The sequence below is a fragment of the Caulobacter sp. P4_E5 genome (genome assembly GCF_056401555.1).
Map to the genome: position 1 here is coordinate 1 of NZ_JBFUJD010000096.1, position 17,906 is coordinate 17,906.

At 68.2% G+C, this 17,906-nt stretch carries 17 protein-coding genes and 1 pseudogene; 5 read left to right on the plus strand and 13 right to left on the minus strand.

What is annotated here, in order from left to right; all coding sequences use genetic code 11:
• Window positions 1–97: pseudogene (locus AC1DSO_RS21970) on the plus strand (hypothetical protein); the annotation flags it as partial.
• Between the two features lie 17 nt (window positions 98–114).
• On the opposite strand, the gene recN reads toward AC1DSO_RS21970, so the two are convergent.
• From recN to lpxC, 3 genes are all read right to left on the minus strand, one after another.
• Window positions 115–1,809, minus strand: a complete 1,695-nt coding sequence (gene recN / locus AC1DSO_RS21975; protein WP_477070832.1) for a DNA repair protein RecN — start codon at window positions 1,807–1,809, stop codon at window positions 115–117.
• Window positions 1,810–1,903: 94 nt separating this feature from the next.
• Window positions 1,904–2,836 carry an outer membrane protein assembly factor BamD gene (locus AC1DSO_RS21980; protein ID WP_477070833.1) on the minus strand — a complete coding sequence of 311 codons (933 nt, stop codon included), beginning with the start codon at window positions 2,834–2,836 and terminating at the stop codon, window positions 1,904–1,906.
• Between the two features lie 99 nt (window positions 2,837–2,935).
• A complete protein-coding gene (lpxC, locus tag AC1DSO_RS21985) occupies window positions 2,936–3,832 on the minus strand; it encodes a UDP-3-O-acyl-N-acetylglucosamine deacetylase (protein ID WP_477070834.1) in 897 nt (298 codons plus the stop codon).
• A 286-nt stretch (window positions 3,833–4,118) separates the two neighbouring features.
• On the opposite strand from lpxC, the gene AC1DSO_RS21990 reads away from it, so the two are divergent.
• Window positions 4,119–6,236 carry a S9 family peptidase gene (locus tag AC1DSO_RS21990; protein ID WP_477070835.1) on the plus strand — a complete coding sequence of 706 codons (2,118 nt, stop codon included), beginning with the start codon at window positions 4,119–4,121 and terminating at the stop codon, window positions 6,234–6,236.
• A 127-nt stretch (window positions 6,237–6,363) separates the two neighbouring features.
• Here AC1DSO_RS21990 and AC1DSO_RS21995 read toward each other — a convergent pair whose 3' ends face one another.
• Together AC1DSO_RS21995 and AC1DSO_RS22000 are read right to left on the minus strand one after the other, a co-directional pair.
• On the minus strand, window positions 6,364–7,077 hold the full coding sequence (locus AC1DSO_RS21995; protein WP_477070836.1) for a squalene/phytoene synthase family protein: 714 nt from the start codon (window positions 7,075–7,077) through the stop codon (window positions 6,364–6,366).
• A gap of 66 nt (window positions 7,078–7,143) precedes the next feature.
• Window positions 7,144–7,758, minus strand: coding sequence for a urate hydroxylase PuuD (locus AC1DSO_RS22000; protein WP_477070837.1), 615 nt, complete (start codon window positions 7,756–7,758; stop codon window positions 7,144–7,146).
• 209 nt (window positions 7,759–7,967) lie between these two features.
• Between AC1DSO_RS22000 and AC1DSO_RS22005 the strand changes: the two genes are divergently transcribed.
• Entirely contained in the window at window positions 7,968–8,438 is a 471-nt protein-coding gene (locus AC1DSO_RS22005) for an SMI1/KNR4 family protein (RefSeq protein ID WP_477070838.1), read from the plus strand.
• A gap of 20 nt (window positions 8,439–8,458) precedes the next feature.
• Here AC1DSO_RS22005 and AC1DSO_RS22010 read toward each other — a convergent pair whose 3' ends face one another.
• Genes AC1DSO_RS22010 through yajC form a run of 4 tightly spaced genes read right to left on the minus strand, consistent with a single transcriptional unit; the run spans window position 8,459 to window position 11,731 of the window.
• The gene (locus AC1DSO_RS22010; protein ID WP_477070839.1) at window positions 8,459–8,812 is read right to left on the minus strand and encodes an Mth938-like domain-containing protein; all 354 of its coding nucleotides are present in this window, start codon (window positions 8,810–8,812) and stop codon (window positions 8,459–8,461) included.
• Window positions 8,812–9,759 (minus strand): protein translocase subunit SecF, encoded by a 948-nt coding sequence (gene secF, locus AC1DSO_RS22015; RefSeq protein WP_477070840.1) that lies wholly within the window; start codon window positions 9,757–9,759, stop codon window positions 8,812–8,814. The genes AC1DSO_RS22010 and secF overlap by 1 nt, the downstream gene beginning before the upstream one ends.
• An 11-nt stretch (window positions 9,760–9,770) precedes the next feature.
• A complete protein-coding gene (secD, locus tag AC1DSO_RS22020) occupies window positions 9,771–11,366 on the minus strand; it encodes a protein translocase subunit SecD (RefSeq protein ID WP_477070841.1) in 1,596 nt (531 codons plus the stop codon).
• A gap of 59 nt (window positions 11,367–11,425) precedes the next feature.
• Window positions 11,426–11,731, minus strand: a complete 306-nt coding sequence (gene yajC / locus AC1DSO_RS22025) for a preprotein translocase subunit YajC (protein WP_477070842.1) — start codon at window positions 11,729–11,731, stop codon at window positions 11,426–11,428.
• Window positions 11,732–11,850: 119 nt separating this feature from the next.
• Between yajC and AC1DSO_RS22030 the strand changes: the two genes are divergently transcribed.
• Together AC1DSO_RS22030 and AC1DSO_RS22035 are read left to right on the plus strand one after the other, a co-directional pair.
• Window positions 11,851–12,702, plus strand: coding sequence for an ATP-binding protein (locus AC1DSO_RS22030; protein ID WP_477070843.1), 852 nt, complete (start codon window positions 11,851–11,853; stop codon window positions 12,700–12,702).
• Between the two features lie 36 nt (window positions 12,703–12,738).
• Complete coding sequence (locus AC1DSO_RS22035; RefSeq protein ID WP_477070844.1) at window positions 12,739–13,215, plus strand: GNAT family N-acetyltransferase; 477 nt, start codon at window positions 12,739–12,741, stop codon at window positions 13,213–13,215.
• Window positions 13,216–13,231: 16 nt separating this feature from the next.
• On the opposite strand, the gene AC1DSO_RS22040 is transcribed toward AC1DSO_RS22035, so the two are convergent.
• From AC1DSO_RS22040 to surE, 4 genes are all read right to left on the minus strand, one after another.
• The gene (locus AC1DSO_RS22040) at window positions 13,232–14,149 is read right to left on the minus strand and encodes an alpha/beta hydrolase (RefSeq protein ID WP_477070845.1); all 918 of its coding nucleotides are present in this window, start codon (window positions 14,147–14,149) and stop codon (window positions 13,232–13,234) included.
• A gap of 216 nt (window positions 14,150–14,365) precedes the next feature.
• The gene (dipM, locus tag AC1DSO_RS22045; protein WP_477070846.1) at window positions 14,366–16,267 is read right to left on the minus strand and encodes a cell division endopeptidase DipM; all 1,902 of its coding nucleotides are present in this window, start codon (window positions 16,265–16,267) and stop codon (window positions 14,366–14,368) included.
• A gap of 94 nt (window positions 16,268–16,361) precedes the next feature.
• Window positions 16,362–17,030 (minus strand): protein-L-isoaspartate(D-aspartate) O-methyltransferase, encoded by a 669-nt coding sequence (locus AC1DSO_RS22050; protein ID WP_477070847.1) that lies wholly within the window; start codon window positions 17,028–17,030, stop codon window positions 16,362–16,364.
• Entirely contained in the window at window positions 17,027–17,842 is an 816-nt protein-coding gene (gene surE, locus AC1DSO_RS22055; RefSeq protein ID WP_477070848.1) for a 5'/3'-nucleotidase SurE, read from the minus strand. The genes AC1DSO_RS22050 and surE overlap by 4 nt, the downstream gene beginning before the upstream one ends.
• Between the last annotated feature and the right edge of the window lie 64 nt (window positions 17,843–17,906).

The window sequence follows — 17,906 nt, forward strand, 5'->3', positions numbered from 1 at the left end:
CGGCGAAGCCGACCCGGGACCCAGGGGCCAAGCGCACTGCGGCGGCCCCTGGGTCCCGGCTCTCCGCTTCGCTGCGGCCGGGATGACGAGAGAGGAAACTGAAAAAAGGTCTAGCTAAACCATCAATGCCCGCGCCGCCGCGCGCGCGGCCTCGGTGACCTCCGCGCCCGACAGCATCCGGGCGATCTCTTCCTCGCGCTGGACCGGGGTCAGCGGCTCGACCTTGGTGCGGGTCGAGGTGTCGTCGCCGGACTTGGAGATCCGCCAGTGGGCGTCACCCCGCGCGGCCACCTGGGCCGAGTGGGTGACCACCAGCACCTGGGCATTGGCGGCCAGGCGCTTCAGGCGCAGGCCGACCGCGTCGGCCACGGCCCCGCCGACGCCCTGGTCGACCTCGTCGAAGATCATCAGCGGCTGCGGACCGCCGCCGCGCGCCGCCAGGGCGGCCTTGAGCGCCAGGGCGAAGCGGGCCAACTCGCCGCCCGAGGCGATGGCCTCCATCGGGCCGAACGGCGCGCCGGGGTTGGTCGAGATTTCGAAGGCCACGCGGTCCAGGCCGGTCGGGCCGGCGCGATCCTCGGGCAGGGTCTCGACCGCGACTCGGAACCTGGCCTTTTCCAGCTTCAGCGGCGCCAGCTCGCCCTCGACGGCCTTGGCCAGGGCGTCACCGGCCGCGCGGCGCTCGGCCGACAGCGCCTCGGCGGCGTAGAGATAGGCCTCGCGCGCCTCGGCGGCCTCTTGGTCGGCCGCCTTCAGGGCCTCTTCGGAGGTCTCGATGGCTTGCAGGCGGGCGGCGAACTCGGCGCGCTTGGCCGGCAGGTCCTCGACCAGGACGTTGAGCTTGCGGGCCATGCCGCGCAGGGCGAACAGCCGTTCCTCGGCCTTTTCCAGGCGATCGGGCTCGAACTCGAAGGATTCGGCGACTGCGTCGATGGCGGCGCTGGCTTCCTGCGCCTCGACCAGAGCGCGGTCGACGGCCTCGCAGGCGGCGGTCAGCCGGCTCATGGCCGCGCCATCGGCCGGGGCGCCGGCCTGAAGCGCGCGTTCGCGGGCCCGCTCCAGGGCGCGATAGGCCTGGGCCAGCTTGCCGGAGAAGTCTCCGCCCAGGCAGTCCTGTGCCGAGGCGATGTCGATGATGGCCTTCTCGGCCGAACTCAGCAGGGCCCGTTCCTCGGCCAGGCTGGTCTCCTCGCCTTCGCGGGGGTCCAGCCGGTCCAGCTCGGACAGGCGCAGGGTCAGTTCCTCGGTCTCGGCGGCGGCGCGGCCGGCCAGGTCGCGCAGGCCCTCGGCCTTCTCGCGAGCAGCGCGCCAGCCGCTCCAGGCCGAGGCGACGGCCGAGATCGAGACGCTGCCGAACGCGTCCAGCAGGCCCCGGTGGGTCTTGGGATCCAGCAGGCCGACGGTCTCGTGCTGGCCGTGGACCTCCAGCAGCAGGCCGCCCAGGTCCTTCAGCACCCCGACGCTGGTGGCCTGGTCGTTGACAAAGGCGCGCGAGCGGCCGTCGGGCGACAGCTGGCGGCGCAAAACGAGGTCCTCGTCGCGGCCGTAGTCCAGGCCCTTTTCGTCGAGATAGGCGAAGGCGGGGTGGTCGGCCGGCAGGGCGAAGATGGCGGTGGCCGAGGCGTGGCCGCTCGCCCCTCGGCGCACCAGCCCGGCGTCGGCGCGCGCGCCGGTGGCCAGGCCCAGGGCGTCGAGGATGATCGACTTGCCCGCGCCGGTTTCGCCGGTGAGCGCGGTCAGGCCCTCGCCGATGGCCAGGTCCAGGCTCTCGATGAGCACGACGTCACGGATGGAAAGGCCGATCAGCATGATGCGGAAGATCGCCGGGAATCACGCTTTCTCAAAGCGCAAAGGTAGAACGAAACGGGATCAACGTCCGATATTGGCGTCCGATCCCTCGTCACTACATGCCCAGGACGCCCATCAGGCCGCCCTTCTTGGACTTCTTCTCGCCGGGAGGCGCCAGGGTGGTGGACTTGTCTTTCGACAGGATCCGATCCAGGGCGTTGCGCTTGGTGCCCGCCTTCAGGGGCTCGACGGCGGGCTTGAGGCCGTTGTCGTTGAGCAGCTTGTAGGCGTCGGCGTACCAGCGGTCGCCCGGGAAGTTGTAGCCCAGCACCGCGCCGTTGCGCTTGGCCTCGTCCAGCAGACCCAGGGTCATGTACGACTCGACCAGGCGGAACAGGGCTTCGGGCGTGTGCGAGGTGGTCTGGTGCTTCTCGATCACCGCCTTGAAGCGGCCGATCGCGGCCAGGGTCTGGCCGTTCTTCAGATAATAGCGGCCGATGGCCATTTCCTTGCCGGCCAGCTGGTCGTTGACCATGTCGATCTTCAGGCGGGCGTCCTGGGCGTATTCCGTGGTCGGATAGCGCTGGACGACGTCGCGCAGGGCGGCCAGGGCCTGCTCGGTGGCGGCCTGGTCGCGGTTCACGTCGACGATCTGCTCGAAGTAGCAGATGGCCTTCAGATAGAAGGCGTACTGGGCCGACGGATTACCGGGATACAGCGAGATGAACCGGTCGGCGTCGCCGATGGCCTCGTTGTAGTTATTGCCCATGTAGTGGGCGTAGCCGGTCATCAGGATCGAGCGGCGCGACCATTCCGAATAGGGGTGCTGGCGCTCGACCTCGCGGAAATAGTCGACGGCCTCGTTCCAGTTGCCGCGGTCCAGGCGATCGGCGCCGGTGGAGTACAGCAGTTCGACGGGACGCTCTTCATAGGCGAGGGAGGGCTTCTTGGACTTGCCGGCGCAGCCCGCCACCGAGACGGCGACGAGTATAGCGGCGATAGTGACGGCCGAACGTCCCGAGAAATTGCGAAGCACGGAGTCTCTCACCCTAGAAGCAAACGTGCGCCCCAGCGCCGTGCAAGGCTTCTACACCACGCCGTCAAAGGCGCAAATGCGAACGCCGAGCCCCGACTCTCGGAGTGCTATCTAAACCGCTTCCGCCAGTTCCGACGCGAGGGCGCGAAGGCGCCAGGCGCGCGGTTGGGCCAGCAACGCTCTAACCACGGCGTTATTGAGGCCGTGACCGGCCAGCACGCCTTCGAAGCGGCCGAGAATCGGCTTGCCCAGCACGTAGAGGTCGCCCACCGCGTCCAGCGCCTTGTGGCGAACGAACTCGTCCGGCCGGCGCAGGCCTTCCGGGTTCAGCACGCGGTCGCCGTCGATGACCACGGCGTTTTCCATCGAACCGCCGCGGGCCAGGCCGATGGCGCGCAGGGCCTCGACGTCGCGGACGAAGCCGAAGGTGCGGCAGTCCGACAGTTCGGCGCGGAACGATTCTTCGTCGACGGTCAGGTCCACGGCCTGGCGGCCGATGACCTTGCAATCGAAGGCGATCTCGAAGGCGACCTCGAAACGGTCCGACGGCAGCAGGCTGGCGCGCTTGTCGCCCTCCTCCACCGTGATCGGGGCCAGGATCTCAAGGTACTGGCGGACGGCTTCCTGCTTGCGGCGGCCGGCGCGGTCCAGGATCTGGACGAACGGCTCGGACGAGCCGTCCATGATCGGCACTTCCGGGCCGTCCAGCTCGACGACGCAGTTGTCGATCGACAGGGCCGCCAGGGCCGCCATCAGGTGCTCGATGGTCGAGACGCGGACGTCGTCGCCATTGTTGATGACCGTGCCCAGTTGCGTCTGGCACACCGCCGCGGCGGTGACGGGGACGCGATTGTCACGGTCGTGCACGTCGGTCCGCACGAAGACGATCCCCGCCTCGGGGGCCGCCGGACGCACCGCGACGCGCACGTGCTCGCCGGTGTGCAGGCCGATCCCCGCGAAGATCACCGGTCCTGYGACCGTGTGCTGAAAATAACCCGAAGCCGACACCAGAGACCCTTATCGTTGGACGGACGACTCTACGGCCGTCCTATCGCCCCGACTTAAGCATGTAGGAAGGATGCTGCGTCGCGGCAAAGCAAGTCCTGTTTCGGATTGTTACCGGCTAAGCGACTGACTTTATTTCACTTTTATTACGAACGCGCACAGACGGAAACAGAACGCTGGTCAACGTTCCGGGCTGGGGAATCTCGTCCCCGGTTCCCCTAGGCGGCAGCCCAAAGCGGGACTAGGCTCCGCCGCCAAAGGGATAACTGTTTCCGGGAAATTGGGTTTCATGATCAAGAGTTTGCGCCTCGCCGCCTCCGCCGTCGCCCTCACCGTGGCCCTGGCCGGCGCGGCCCATGCCCAAGGCGTCCGGGCGTCTCCGCAAACCGCCCCACAAAAGCCCCACGCCTTCACCGCCAAGGACATGGCCAGCCTGGACCGCCTCAGCGATCCGCGCGTCTCGCCGGACGGCCGCTACGTCCTGTATTCCGTGCGCACCCTGGACTATCCGGCCAACAAGGCGACGATGTCGCTGTGGGTCGCCGACCTGAAGGCCAGGATGGCGCCGCGCCGGCTGAAGATCTCGGACGGCGGGGCCTCGAGCGGCCGCTGGAGCGCCGACGGCAAGGCGATCTACTTCTCGTCCAGCCGCGCGGGCGGGACCGAGCAGGTGTTCCGCACCGACGTCACCGGCGAGACCGCGACCCAGGTGACCAAGGCTCCGTTCGACGTCCAGGCCTACAAGGTCGCTCCGGACGGCAAGACCATCGTCGTCGCCCTGGCCGTGTTCGCCGACTGCGCCGACTTCGCCTGCACCGAGGCCAGGCTGGCGGCCAAGACCGCGACCAAGGCCACCGGCGTGGTCTATGATCGCCTGTTCGTCCGCCACTGGGACACCTGGAACGACGGGACCAAGAACCACCTGTTCGCCTACGCGCTGGACGCCAACGGCGCGGCGGCCGGTCAGCCGATCGACCTGATGAAGGGCTTCGACGGCGACACCCCGACCAAGCCCTATGGCGGCGACGAGGACTTCGCGATCACCCCCGACAGCAAGGCCGTCGCCTTCTCGGCCAAGGTCGCTGGCAAGGACGAGCCCTGGACCACCAACTACGACGTCTGGGCCGCGCCGCTGGACGGGTCCGAGAAGCTCCAGAACCTGACCGCCGCCAACAAGGCCTGGGACACCGCCCCAGTCTTCTCGCCCGACGGCCAATTGGCCGCCTATCGCGCCATGAAGCGCCCGGGCTTCGAGGCCGACCGCTTCGGCATCATCCTGCGCGACCAGGCCACCGGCCAGGAGCGCGAGCTGGCCCCGACCTGGGACCGCTCGGCCGACTCGATCGCCTGGAGCCGTGACGGCAAGACCATCTACGCCACCGCCCTGGACGTCGGCCAAGGCAAGCTGTTCGCCATCGACGTGAAGAGCGGCAAGGTCACCGCCCTGACTGGCGAAGGCCACGTCACCGCCTTCGACGTCGGCCCGACCGGCGTCGTCTATGCGTCCGACTCGCTGAAAAGCCCGTCCGAGCTCTATGTGACCGCCTCCAAGGGCCCGCCCATCAAGGTCGCCAGCGTCAGCGGCGAAGCCCTGAAGGACGTCGCCTGGGGCGAGCCCCAGCAGTTCGCGTTCAAGGGCTGGAACGACGAGGAGGTGCACGGTTTCGTCGTCAAGCCGGCCAATTTCGACCCGGCCAAGAAGTATCCGGTCGCCTTCCTGATCCACGGCGGCCCGCAGGGCTCGTTCAGCAACAGCTGGAGCTATCGCTGGAACCCGCAGATCTACGCCAATGCCGGCTATGCCGTGGTGATGGTCGATTTCCATGGCTCGACCGGCTACGGCCAGGCCTTCACCGACGCGATCAGCCAGCACTGGGGTGATCGCCCGCTGGAGGACCTGCAGAAGGGCTGGGCCGCCGCGCTGGGCAAGTACGCCTTCCTGGACGGCGACCGCGCCTGCGCCCTGGGCGCCTCGTACGGCGGCTACATGATCAACTGGATCGCCGGCGAGTGGAACCAGCCCTGGAAGTGCCTGGTCGACCACGACGGCGTCTTCGACACCCGCTCGATGGGCTATGTCACCGAGGAGCTGTGGTTCACCGAATGGGAGAACGGCGGCACGCCCTGGCAGCCGAACACCACGTACGACAAGTTCAACCCGGTCGACCACGTCGGCAAATGGACCAAGCCGCAGTTGGTCGTGCAGGGCCAGCTGGACTACCGCATCCCGGTCGAACAGGGCCTGTCGGCCTTCACCGCCCTGCAGCGCAAGGGCGTGCCCAGCAAGCTGCTGTACTTCCCCAACGAGAACCACTGGGTGCTGAAGGCCCAGAACTCGGTGCAGTGGCACAAGGAGGTGCTGGACTGGCTGGACCAGTGGACGGGGAATACGCGGCCGGGGAAATGATGCGATAAAAAACTGTCATCCCGGCCAAGCGCGAAGCGCGCCGAGCCGGGACCGCCGGAAGCGCTGAGCTCGTTGCGGTCCCGGGTCTTCGCTGCGCTTCGCCCGGGATGACAGATGTTGTTGGCGCTTAGAGCCGCCCCGTCGCCACGGCGAACGTCAGCCGCGCCTTCTTCTCCAGCTCGCCCATCTCGCGCCCGGCCGCATAGGCGCGCGCCAGCGCCGCCGGCGCCACGGCCGGGAAGGCCGCCACGGGCAGTCCCCTCGCCTCGCCCCGCGCCGCCTTCAGCTGGGCCTCGACCCGCCGCGCCACGTCGGCTTGCGTCCAGTCCGCCGGCAGGCGCGAGCGGCCGGCCTGTTTCAGCCGCCACAGGCCCGAGAGCCCATAAGCCCGGGCCGCGCCCTTGACGGCGTGCGGAACGGCGCTCGGATCCAGCCGCCGAGCGGCCAGCACGGCCAGGGCGCCGGCGGTGGCGTCGACATAGGCCAGCACCGCCGCCTCGTCCTTCAGCGGCCCCTCGTCGAGATCGGCGACGCGCGCCTCGGCCATCGCGGCCAGGGCGTTGGGGTCGATCTTCGAGCCCGCCAAGGCCTCGACATTGGGATGCTTGCGCGGCGCCTTGCCGGCCGCGATCTCTTCCATGGCCTCGCGCCACCAGGTCAGGCGGATCTCGCCCATCAGGGCGTTGGAGACCCCGCCCGCCACCCGGGCCAGCTCGTAGTTCATGGCGAAAAGCGCGATCACGTCGGCCCGCGCGGCCGGGTCGCCGATGAACCGGCTGACCAGCCAGCGGTCGGGATCGACGCGGCGGACGAGGTCGTCGAGGGTTTCAGTGTCGGCCATGGTCTTCAAACAGAAAAGACCCGCCGAGATGGCGGGCCCTCCCCTTACAGCGTGTCGTGTCCGGCGTCAGCCGAACAGCGTCTGGTTCATCGCCATGGTCGCCAGCATCGGCAGGCTGAGCAGCGTGTTGGTGCGCGAGAACAGCATCGCCGTCTTGGCCGCCTTGGCCTTGGCGTCGGCGTCGGCCTCGACCATGCCCAGGGCGATCTTCTGGTTCGGCCAGATGAAGACCCAGACGTTCAGGAACATCACCGTGGCCAGCCACATGCCGGTGCCGATGAAGGTGAAGCCCATGTCGACGCCGGGCGTGTAACCGCCGGCCAGGCCCAGGGTCGCGGCTTCCAGCAGATAGCCGCGGCTGAAGGCCAGGATCACGCCCATGACCCAGGTGGCCAGGGCCGCCCAGCGGAACCAGAACAGAGCTTCCGGCGCGATGTACTTGCTGACCGCCGGCTTCAGCTCGGCCGGGATCTGCGGCATCACCCGGATCTGCACGAAGTTGAAATAGTACAGCAGCCCGATCCACAGGATGCCGAACATCACGTGCAGCCAGCGGAAGATGGCCTGGAAATAGGCGCCGTCGTGGCCGTGCGGGCTGTGCGCGTAGCCGACGATGATCACCAGCGCCAGCACGAAGCTGACGATGACTGTGTTGCGGAAATTGGAAAGCAGTCCGGACATCGGTTTCCCCCTCGGATCCCTTATGGCGTTGGCGCGACCATAGGACGGTTCGGGAGAGTCGGCAAAGCTCCGGGTAACAACGGTCTTCGACGTCTCGGCCGGCACGGTCGTCACCCAAGCAAGACCACGAGTCTCGAGCACTATTGCGGCGTCGAGAGAACCGGTGTCGTCTTGCCCGGGTGGCGCAGGCTTGAGAGTTGGAGCGACGCTTGTCCCTCGAACGATTCATCGAAAAGTGGACGCATGAGGACTACTCGCCAGAGAAGGTCACCGGCCCAGACCTGGACGCGGTCGAGGCGCGGTTCGGCTTCGTCCTGCCAGGGGACTATCGAACGGCGGTCCTGGCGCATGGCCTGCCCCGRCCATCGATCGCGCTGCTGGACGGCCTCCTGGCCGCCGAGGCGCCTTTCGCGGACGTATCCGACTTCTTCGCCCCCGAAGAGATCATCCGGCTGACGGAAGACTGGCGCGGCGGCGGCATGCCGGACCACCTGGTCGCCTTCGCCGCCGATTGTGGGGGCAACCTGTTCTGCTTCGACGCCGGCCCCGGCGCGAACCGTTCGACCGTGTGGTTCTGGGACCATGACGACGGCGGCGTGACCGTCGCCGCCGACAGCTTCACGAGCTGGATCGAGCACTTCTGTTCAGTCGAACCCGCGCCCGAGGGCTTCGAGCCATGAGCCCGAAGCCCGATCCCGCCTCAAACGGCGATCAGCGCCGCCGCCAGCCGCCGGCCTTCGCTGGCCAGGACGTTGTAGGTGCGGGCCGCCGCCTCGGTGCTCATGAACTCCAGACCCACGCCCGCGGCCTTCAAGGCGTCGCGGACGGAGCGCGGCGGCAGGGCGTTGACCAGGCCCGTGCCGAGCAGGACGAACTCCACCGTCCCCGTCGCCGCGAACACCTCGGCGAACGACTCCGGCGTCAGCTCGGCCAGGGCGGTCGCGGCCCAGTCGCGCGGCTGATCGTCGATGATCAGCAGCGAGCCGGGCCGCCAGTCGCCGGAGACCCGAAAGCCGCCGCCGCCCCAGGCGTCGATGGACGGCGGTTGCCGCATCAGGGCCGCGAGGCCGCGCCGAGCTTGATCGGCGTGGCTTCCTCGTCGTTACGCTTGACGCCCCAGATCAGGATCATGGGCAGAGCGATATAGACCGACGAATAGGTGCCGATGACGATCCCGAAGATCATCGTGAACACCAGCGGATATAGGACCGGGCCGCCGAACGCCATCGTCCCGCCCAGGGCCAAGAGGGCCGTGGTGCCGGTGATGATCGTCCGCGACAGACGCTCGTTCTCCGACAGGTCGATGACGTCGCGCAGCGGCGTGGTGCGGTACTTGCGCAGGTTTTCCTTCAGACGGTCGAAGGTGATGACCTTCTCGTTCATCGAATAGCCGATGACCGTCAGCAGGGCCGCGATCTCGGTCATCGAGAACTCGATGTGCCGGAACGACAGCAGACCCAGGGTCAGGACGATGTCGTGGATCACGGCCACGACCGCGCCCGTGCCGTACGACAGGCCGAAGCGGAACCAGATGTAGCCCAGGGTCAGGAGCAGGGCCACGGCCAGGGCCTTGAAGCCCGACAGCAGCAGCTCGCCGGACACCTTGGCGCCGACTTCCGAGCGGCTGGTCACCTTCAGGTCGGGGAAGCGCTTCACCAACTCGGCTTCGACGTGCTTGGACGCGGCGCTGACGTTCTCGCCCTTGGCCGGCAGGAACTTGACCATGGCCGAGTTCGGCGAACCGAAGCCCTGCACCTGGCCGTCATGGGCGCCGATCTGGTCCAGCGTCGTACGCAGCTGCGCCAGCGGCACGGGACGTGGCATGGCGATTTCCAGGGCGACGCCGCCCTTGAAGTCGATGCCCAGGTTCAGACCCTGGAAGACCAGCAAGCCGATCGAGGCGACGATCAGGACCGCCGAGAAGATGGCCGCGACCGGGGCCCAGCGCACGAAGCGGAAGTGGGTCGAACGGGGAATGTAGCGAATGAGGGGCCAACGCATGGTCGGGTCTCCTATGCGATCGGCAGCTTCTTCGGCTTGGTGGTCTTGAACCACCAGCCGATGAGCACTTGCGTGATGAAGATGGCGGTGAACAGCGACGTGAACACGCCGATCACCAGGGTCCAGGCGAAGCCCTTCACCGGGCCCGAGCCGAAGCTGAACATGATCAGGCCCGAGATCAGGCTGGTGATGTTGGCGTCCAGGATCGAGGTCAGGGCCAGCTTGTAGCCGTGGTCGGCCGCCGCCATGGGCGTTCGCCCGGCATTGGCCTCGTCGCGCATGCGCTCGTAGATCAGCACGTTGGCGTCGACGGCCACGGCCAGGGTCAGGATCAGGCCGGCGATGCCCGGGAAGGTCAGGGTCGCCTGGGTCACCGACATGATGCCGACGATCAGCAGCACGTTGATCACCAGGGCGATGGCCGCGAAGCCGCCGAACAGGCCGTAGGCCAGGATCACGAACACGAACATCGAGACCGCGCCGATGGCCAGCGAGATCGAGCCGGCCTTGACGGCGTCGGCGCCGAGCTCGGCGGTCACGGTGCGCTGGTCTTCCGGGTTCAGCGGCGCGGGCAGAGCGCCCGACCGCAGCAGCAGCGACAGCTCGTTGGCGCTCTGGGCCGTGAAGCTGCCGGTGATGATGCCGCTACCGCCCGTGATCGGGTCGTTGATGACCGGCGCCGAAAGCACCTTCTTGTCGAGGACGATGGCGAACCGCTTGCCGTGGTTGCGCAGAGTGACGTCGCCGAACTTGCGCGCGCCCGATCCGTTGAACGAGAAGGCGACGGCCGGCTGGCCGTTTTGGTCGAAGGTCTGGGAGGCGTTGGTCAGCTCCTCGCCCGACACCACCGCCCGCTTCTTGACGACGTAGAACGGCGCGAAGCGGTCGCCGGGCAGCACTTCCGAGCCGGGCGGGATGCGGCCGGCCTGGATGTCCTCGGGGGTCACCGTCTCGTCGACCATCTGGAAGGTCAGCTTGGCGGTCTTGCCGATGACGGCCTTCAGCCGCTCGGGATCGCTCTCGCCGGCCGCCTGGATCATGATCCGGTTCGTGCCTTGGCGGTTGATCGAGGGTTCCTTAGTGCCCAGGCTGTCGATCCGGCGACGGATGGTCTCGATCGACTGCTCGACAGCCTTGGCCTCGTCGGCCTTGGCGGCTTCCGCCACGAAGCGAACCTCGATGCGGTTGTCGTCCTTGCTGGCGACCGTGACGTCCTTGCCGCCGATCACGCCGACCAGCGGCGCGCCGAGATTCTTGCGCAGCAGGTTCACGGCGTCATTGAAGCGGGCGGCGTCGCCGATGCGGACGCTGATCACCTCGCCCTGCTGGGCCAGTTCGCCGAACGGGATCTGCTCGTTGCGCAGCTGGGTGCGCGTGTCTTCCAGAAGGTTGGACAGACGCTCGCGGTGCAGGGCGTCGGTGTCCACCTCGTACAGCAGATACGAGCCGCCTTGCAGGTCGAGGCCGAGGTTCAGCTTCTGGTGCGGCAGCCAGCCGGGCATGGCGTCCAACGTCTTCTGCGGGATGACGTTGGGCAGGGAGAACAGGATGCCGAAGATCACCGACAGGGTGACGGCGATGATCTTCCAGCGGGAGAGGGTCAGCATGGATCAGTGACTTTCAGGCGACGTCGCGTGGAACGCCTCGCGTGGGGTTCGGGTGCGCCTTAGTTCTTGGCGTCGTTGGCCGCGGCCGGTTCGCCCTTGGCGCGGACCTCGGTGATCATGCCTTTCATCACCTTGACGGTGACGCCCTGGGCGATCTCGACGCCCACTTCCTTGTCCTCGACGCGGACGATCTTGCCGATGACGCCGCTGGACAGCACCACCGTGTCGTTGCGCTTCAGGTTGCCGAGCATCGCCTGGTGGTCTTTCGCGCGCTTCTGCTGCGGGCGGATCAGCATGAAGTAGAACAGCACGACCATCAGGAGGATGGGCGCCAGCTGCAGGATTTGAGCGTTGATATTGGACATAGGGACTCCGAGAAATTCCGTGAGGCGCGCCGCCTGACATAGGGTCGCGCCAAGTCGGCGGAAGCTATGCGTTCGCCTCCCCTTTTGCAATGCGACCGCACAAGGGTATGGAACGCGCCATGACCGACGCGTCCACGCCCCCGCTCGCCCCCCTGCTTACGCGCATCGCCGACGCCCTGGAGCGCCTGGCGCCGCCACCGCCCGCCGCGCCCGACTTCAGCGCCGCGCGCCTGTTCCGGCACGAGCCCAAGGACGGCGCCTTCGTCCCCGCCCCGGACTATCCGCTGTCGCTGGACCTGCTGGTCGGCATTGAGCGGCAGAAGGGCCGGTTCGTCGAGAACCTGCGCCGCTTCGCCGTGGGCTTGCCCAGCAACCATGTGTTGCTGTGGGGGGTGCGCGGCACCGGCAAGAGCTCGGTGACCAAGGCGGCCTTCGTCACCCTGGCCGACGAATTCCCGGCCCTGAAGCTGATCGAGGTCGACCGCGACGAGGTCGCCGCCCTGCCGCCGCTGTTCGACCTGCTACGTACGCGTTCGGAACGCTTCGTGGTGCTGTGCGACGACCTCTCGTTCGAGGATGGCGCGGCCGCGGCCAAGGCGCTGAAGTCGGCGCTGGAAGGCGGCGTCTCGGGCCCGCCGGAAAACGTGCTGTTCGTGGCCACCTCGAACCGCCGCCACCTGATGCCGCGTGATCATGTCGAGCGCCAAGGCGCGATCGCCGCCGCCGAGAACGCGGAAGAAGAGATGAGCGTCTCCGACCGGTTCGGCCTGTGGATCGGCTTCCCGCCGATGGACCAGGAAACCTATCTGAGCGCCATCCGCGCCTATGCCGAGCAGTTCGGGCTGCGAGCGCCGGACCTCGAGCGCCGGGCCCTGCAGTGGTCGCAACAGCGCGGCGGACGCTCGGGCCGGGTGGCCTGGCAGTTCGTCCGCGACCTGGCCGGCGAGCTGGGCGTGAAGCTGCCGAGCTAACCTATCCTGTCATCAACAGCACGACGACCTGAGCCCATGGACATCACCGCCCCCGCCTTCCGCATCGTTCCCGGCGACTTCGACGACGCCCGGGTCGTGGCGCTGCTGGCCACCCACTTCGCGGCCATGCGCTCGACCGCCCCCGAGGAGAGCTGCCACGTCATGCCGCTGGACGCCATGCGCGAGGCCGGCCTCGACTTCTTCGCCGTGTGGGACGGCCAGGACCTGGCCGGCGTCGGCGCGGTCAAGCGGCTGGACGCCACGCATGGCGAGATCAAGTCCATGCACACCGCCGCCGGCTATCGCCGTCGCGGCGTGGGCCAGGCCACGCTGGACCACCTGGTCGCCCACGCGATCGGCCTGGGCCTGGCGCGCCTGAGCCTGGAAACGGGAGCCGGCGGTTTCTTCGTCCCGGCGCGCGAGATGTACGCCCGCAACGGCTTCACGCCCTGCGCGCCGTTCGGGAGCTACAAGCTCGACCCGAACAGCGTCTTCATGACCCGGACGCTCTGACCCCGGGAAAACGGCCTCAGGATTTTAGATACAGCCACTGCATTCCACGGATCAGGCCCACCGGGAACGTGGTCTCGTGGAAGCCGTCCTCGACGATGTCGGTCCGCAGGCGCAGGCCCGGATAGTTTCGCGCCTTCAGGGCCGCCGCCAGCCGCGCCTGGTCCGCGATCATGTCGTTGTCGCAGCCTGGGCAACCGCCGGGCCCGGGATGCTCCCGCGAGCCGGTGGCCAGGTAGAGGGTCGCCTTCAGGTCCTTGTGGCCCTTGGCATAGGCGGCCTCGTCGGCGAGGATCCGCCGGCCGGCGAACCAGATCGACGGGCTGGTCAGGACGTAGTTCTGGAACGTCCCCGGCGCATTGAACGCGACCCACAGGCCGAACAGACCACCATAGGACTGTCCCGCCAGAGTGCGAGCGGCCGGGTCGATGCGATAGCGCCCCTCGACCAGGGGCAGCACCTCGCCCTTCAGGAACTCGAAGTGCGCCTGGCCGCCGCCGGTCTCGCCGTTGATCTCGGGATCGCGCCACGGCGTCAGGTCGCGTCGGCGGCTGTCGGCTGGGGGATCGCCCTTGGCCCACGACAGGCCCACCACGATGAACTCGTTGAAGCGCTCCTGGCTGAACGGCAGACGCGACACCGCTGACGCCACTTGGAAGGTGTAGGGTCCGTCGGTCAGGTAGATCACCGGATACCGGCGGCCGACGTTCTCGGGCTTGCCGTAGCCGGGCGGCGTCTTGACGAAGATCTCGTAGTCGCGGCCGCTCGCCTTGGCGCGGATCGGGATGACGGTGCTGTTTTCGATCGTAAAGCCGCCGCCGGCCGGCGACGCTGAGATCGCGCCCGCCGCGCCTTCGGGGTTTTTGGCTGGCTCGGCGCCGCACGCCCCCAGGCCCAGGGCCAGCACCACCATCGGCAAGACAAAGCGCGACGCCATACGCAACTCCACACTCAACACGGCGTCGCCCGGACGCCGCCACGACCGTAGGACGAGTCGTTCGCGATGAACGTCCCCCGCGTGGGGCCCGGTCGCCAGTTTCCTGTGGACGCGGCCGGCTCGAGAGCGACGGCCCTGGCTGGGGCGCTGGGGCGGTAGATAGCGAACCGGCCCGCCTCTCTCGAAGCGGGCCGTTCGGTTTTCTAAGTCGAAGCCTTAGCGCGGCAGGACCAGGCCCGGATCGACCGGCTTGGCCTTGTCCTTGACCGTCGGCGCGTAGCGCATCTCGAAGTGCAGCTTGGATTCGTTGGCGCCGCCGGTGGCGCCCACCGCGCCCAGTTGTTCGCCCTGGCGCACGTCCTGCTGCATCTTGACGTTGATGCTGGACAGGTGGGCGTAGGCGGTGACCCAGCCGTCTGCGTGCTTGACCAGGACCAGGTTGCCGAAGCTCGGGACCTGGTTGCCGGCATAGGCCACCTTGCCGTCGGCCGCCGACAGCACCGGCGTGCCTTGGGCGGCGCGAATGTCCAGGCCGTCGTTGCGCTGGCCCGTGCCCTTCACCCCGAAGTCCGAGATGATCTCGCCGCGCACCGGCCAGGCGAACTTGCCCTTGCCCGAGGCGATGATCTCGGCCTCGGTCGGGGCGGCGCTGCTCTCGATGAGCGGACGCGTCGACGCCGGCGGGGCTGCCGGCTGGGCGGCGATCGGCGCACTGGGACGCGAATAGCTGGGCGTGTACGGAACCGGGTTCGACGGCGTGGGCGCCGGCGACGCGCCGATCGGCGGCGCCGAGGGCCGCGGGGCCGGGGCCTCGACCTTGGCGTACGTGTTCGGGGGCTCAACGGGCGCCGGACGCGCCACCGTCGTGGTGGTCTTGATCGGGCCCTTGTCCTTGTAGCCGTCGGGCAGGACGATCTTCTGGCCCTTCTTGATCGTGGCGCTGGTCTTCAGGTCGTTCTCGGCCGCCAGCGCCTTGACGCTGACGTTGAAGCGCTTGCCGATCGCCGCCAGGGTGTCGCTGCTCTGGGCGACATAGGCCTTGGAGGTTGTCGCCGGCCCCTTGATCTTCGCGCCCAACCTCAGCGGCTTGCTGGTGGAGATGTCGTTGGCGTCGGCCAGTTCCTTGACGCTCATGTCGAAGTCGCGAGCGATCGAGGTCAGGGTGTCGCCGGACTTGACCGTGTGGACCTGGCGCGGCCCCGCGACGCTGACCACCGAGCCGGTGACGCTGAGCGAGGTGGTGCTGACCGTGGTCGGCGTCGGCGGCTCATAGGCCGGCTGCGAGGCCGGACGCGACGACGCGCCCGGACGGGTGGTCGCCGGCAGGGGCGCGGGCTCGGCGCTGGCCGTGGAGGTCTGCGAACCCGGCGTGCCCGGGATCACCGTCGTGGTCTTGATCGGGCCCTTGTCCTTGAAGCCGTCCGGCAGGCGCAGCTTCTGGCCCTTCTTGATCGCCGCGCCAGTCTTGAGGTCGTTCTCCTCGGCCAGGGCGGCCTGGGTGACGCTGAAGCGCTTGGCGATGGCGAACATGGTGTCGCCGGTCTGGACCACATAGGCCTTCTGATCCTGGGCCGGGCCCTTGATCTTCTGGCCCAGCTTCAGGCGGTACGGGGCCTCGAGGTCGTTGAGCTTGACCAGCTCGGCGCGGGTCACGCCCATGCCGCGGGCGATGGCGTCGAGAGCGTCGCCGGACTGGACGACATGCACCTGCGGCTTGCCGGCCATCTCGACCACCGGACCGGTGACGGTGTTGGTGACCACGGTCTTCGACGGAACCGGGCGCAGGACGGGTTGCGGCGGCGGGGTCCGCGTCGGCGTGGGCGGCGGCAGCTCCGACTGGCTCACCGGGGCCTGGGACTGGCTCTGGATGATCGGCTGAGGCGGCGGCAGGACCGCGGCCGCGTCACTCTCGTTGGCGGTGTTCTGGGTCGGCGCGGCGGCTTGCGGCGCCGAAGCCGCCGGCGCCTGGACGATCGGGAAGTTCGGGGTCGGCATCCGCCCTTGCGGCGCGGGCGCCTGACCTTCACGCGCCGCGTACTGCGGCGTGTCGGTCGCGCAGGCGGAGAGCGTTCCAGCCGTCAGGGCGATCACCGCCGCTTGCGTCCACAACTGCCTCATAACGTCTCCTTTCCCGCCGGGGCCTTTCACAAGGCTCCGCCAGGGTGAATCAATCTTTAACACCGAAGAACGCGAAAGCCGCGCCCTCCAAACCTCACTGATCCTTGGCGACGCCGGCCAGCAGCGGCACGAAGCGCACGTCGCACAGGATCTCGACTCGGAAGCCCCCCTTGCCGTCGCCCGCGTAGCGACGGAGGCTCTGGACAGGCCCCTTTCCCACCGGCGCGACCAGGACGCCGTTGGGCTTCAACTGCGAAAGCAGCTTCTTCGGATCATCTTCGGCCGCAGCCGTGACCATAATGCGGTCGAACGGCGCTTGTTCGGCCCAACCTTCGCCGCCGTCGCCGAACTTGGTGATGACGTTGGTCAGGCCCAGCTTGTGGAAGCGGCTCTCGGCCTCCTTCATCAGGGTCCGATAGCGCTCGATCGTATAAACGAGGCGCGAGACCTTGCTGAGGATGGTGGTCTGGTAGCCCGAGCCGGTGCCGATCTCCAGCACGCGGCAGCGCGGCTCGATCGTCAGGGCCTGGGTCATCAGGCCGACGATATAGGGCTGGCTGATGGTCTGGCCGCAGGCGATCGGCAGGGCCGAATCCTCCCACGAGCGGTCCTTGAACAGGTCCGGCGTGAACAGGTCGCGCGGCGTGGTCTCGATGGCCTTCTGCACCTGGGGATCGGTGACCCCCTGGTCGCGCAGAGCCTGCATCAGGCGCGGCAGGTCGGCCTTGGCGTTCTCGGCGGCCTTGGTCGTCCGTCCGCTCATGCGGCCTCCCCGGAGGGGCTTGAGGAAGGCTTCAGTTTGGGCGGCGCGCCGCCCAGCACGCCCTTCAACGCATGAACGCTTTGGTGGTGCGTCAGGTCGATGTGCAGCGGCGTCACTGAGATGCGCCCGTCATAGACCGCGCGCAGGTCGGTGCCTTCGACCGGCTCCGACGCCTTGGCCGAAAAGCCCATCCAGTAATAGTCTCGGCCGCGCAGGTCGGTGCGCTTTTCCATGTTGCGCAGCAGGCCGTCGCGGAAGCCCTGGCGGGTGACCTCGACCTCGGACACCTGCTCCGGCGGCAAGGCCGGAAAGTTGACGTTCATGACCACGTCGGCCGGCCAGCCCACCTCCAGCAGGCGCTGGACGATGCCCGGGCCAAAGTGCTCGGCCGTCTCCCAGTGGGCGACGATCTCGTCGTGGAAATAGGTCATGGCCTGCGACAGGGCGATCGACGGGACACCGTGGGCCATGCCCTCGATGGCGCCGGCGACGGTGCCCGACAAGGTGACATCCTCAGCGAGGTTCTGGCCGCGGTTGACGCCCGACAGCACCAGGTCCGGCGCGGGGCCGTCGATCAGCTGCTGCACGGCCATCATCACGCAGTCGGTCGGCGTGCCCTCGACGGCGAAGCGGCGCTCGTCCAGCTTCCGCACCCGGATCGGGTCCGACAGGGTCAGGGCCCGGCTGGCGCCCGACTGCTCGTACTCCGGCGCGCAGATCCAGACGTCGTCGCTGAGGGCGCGGGCGATCTTCTCCAGGGCCGTAAGGCCCGGCGCGTGGATGCCGTCGTCGTTGGTGAGGAGGATACGCATCAGCCTTTTCCTCCTCCCCCGCATGCGGGGGAGGTGGCGCGACGCGCAGCGGCGTGACGGAGGG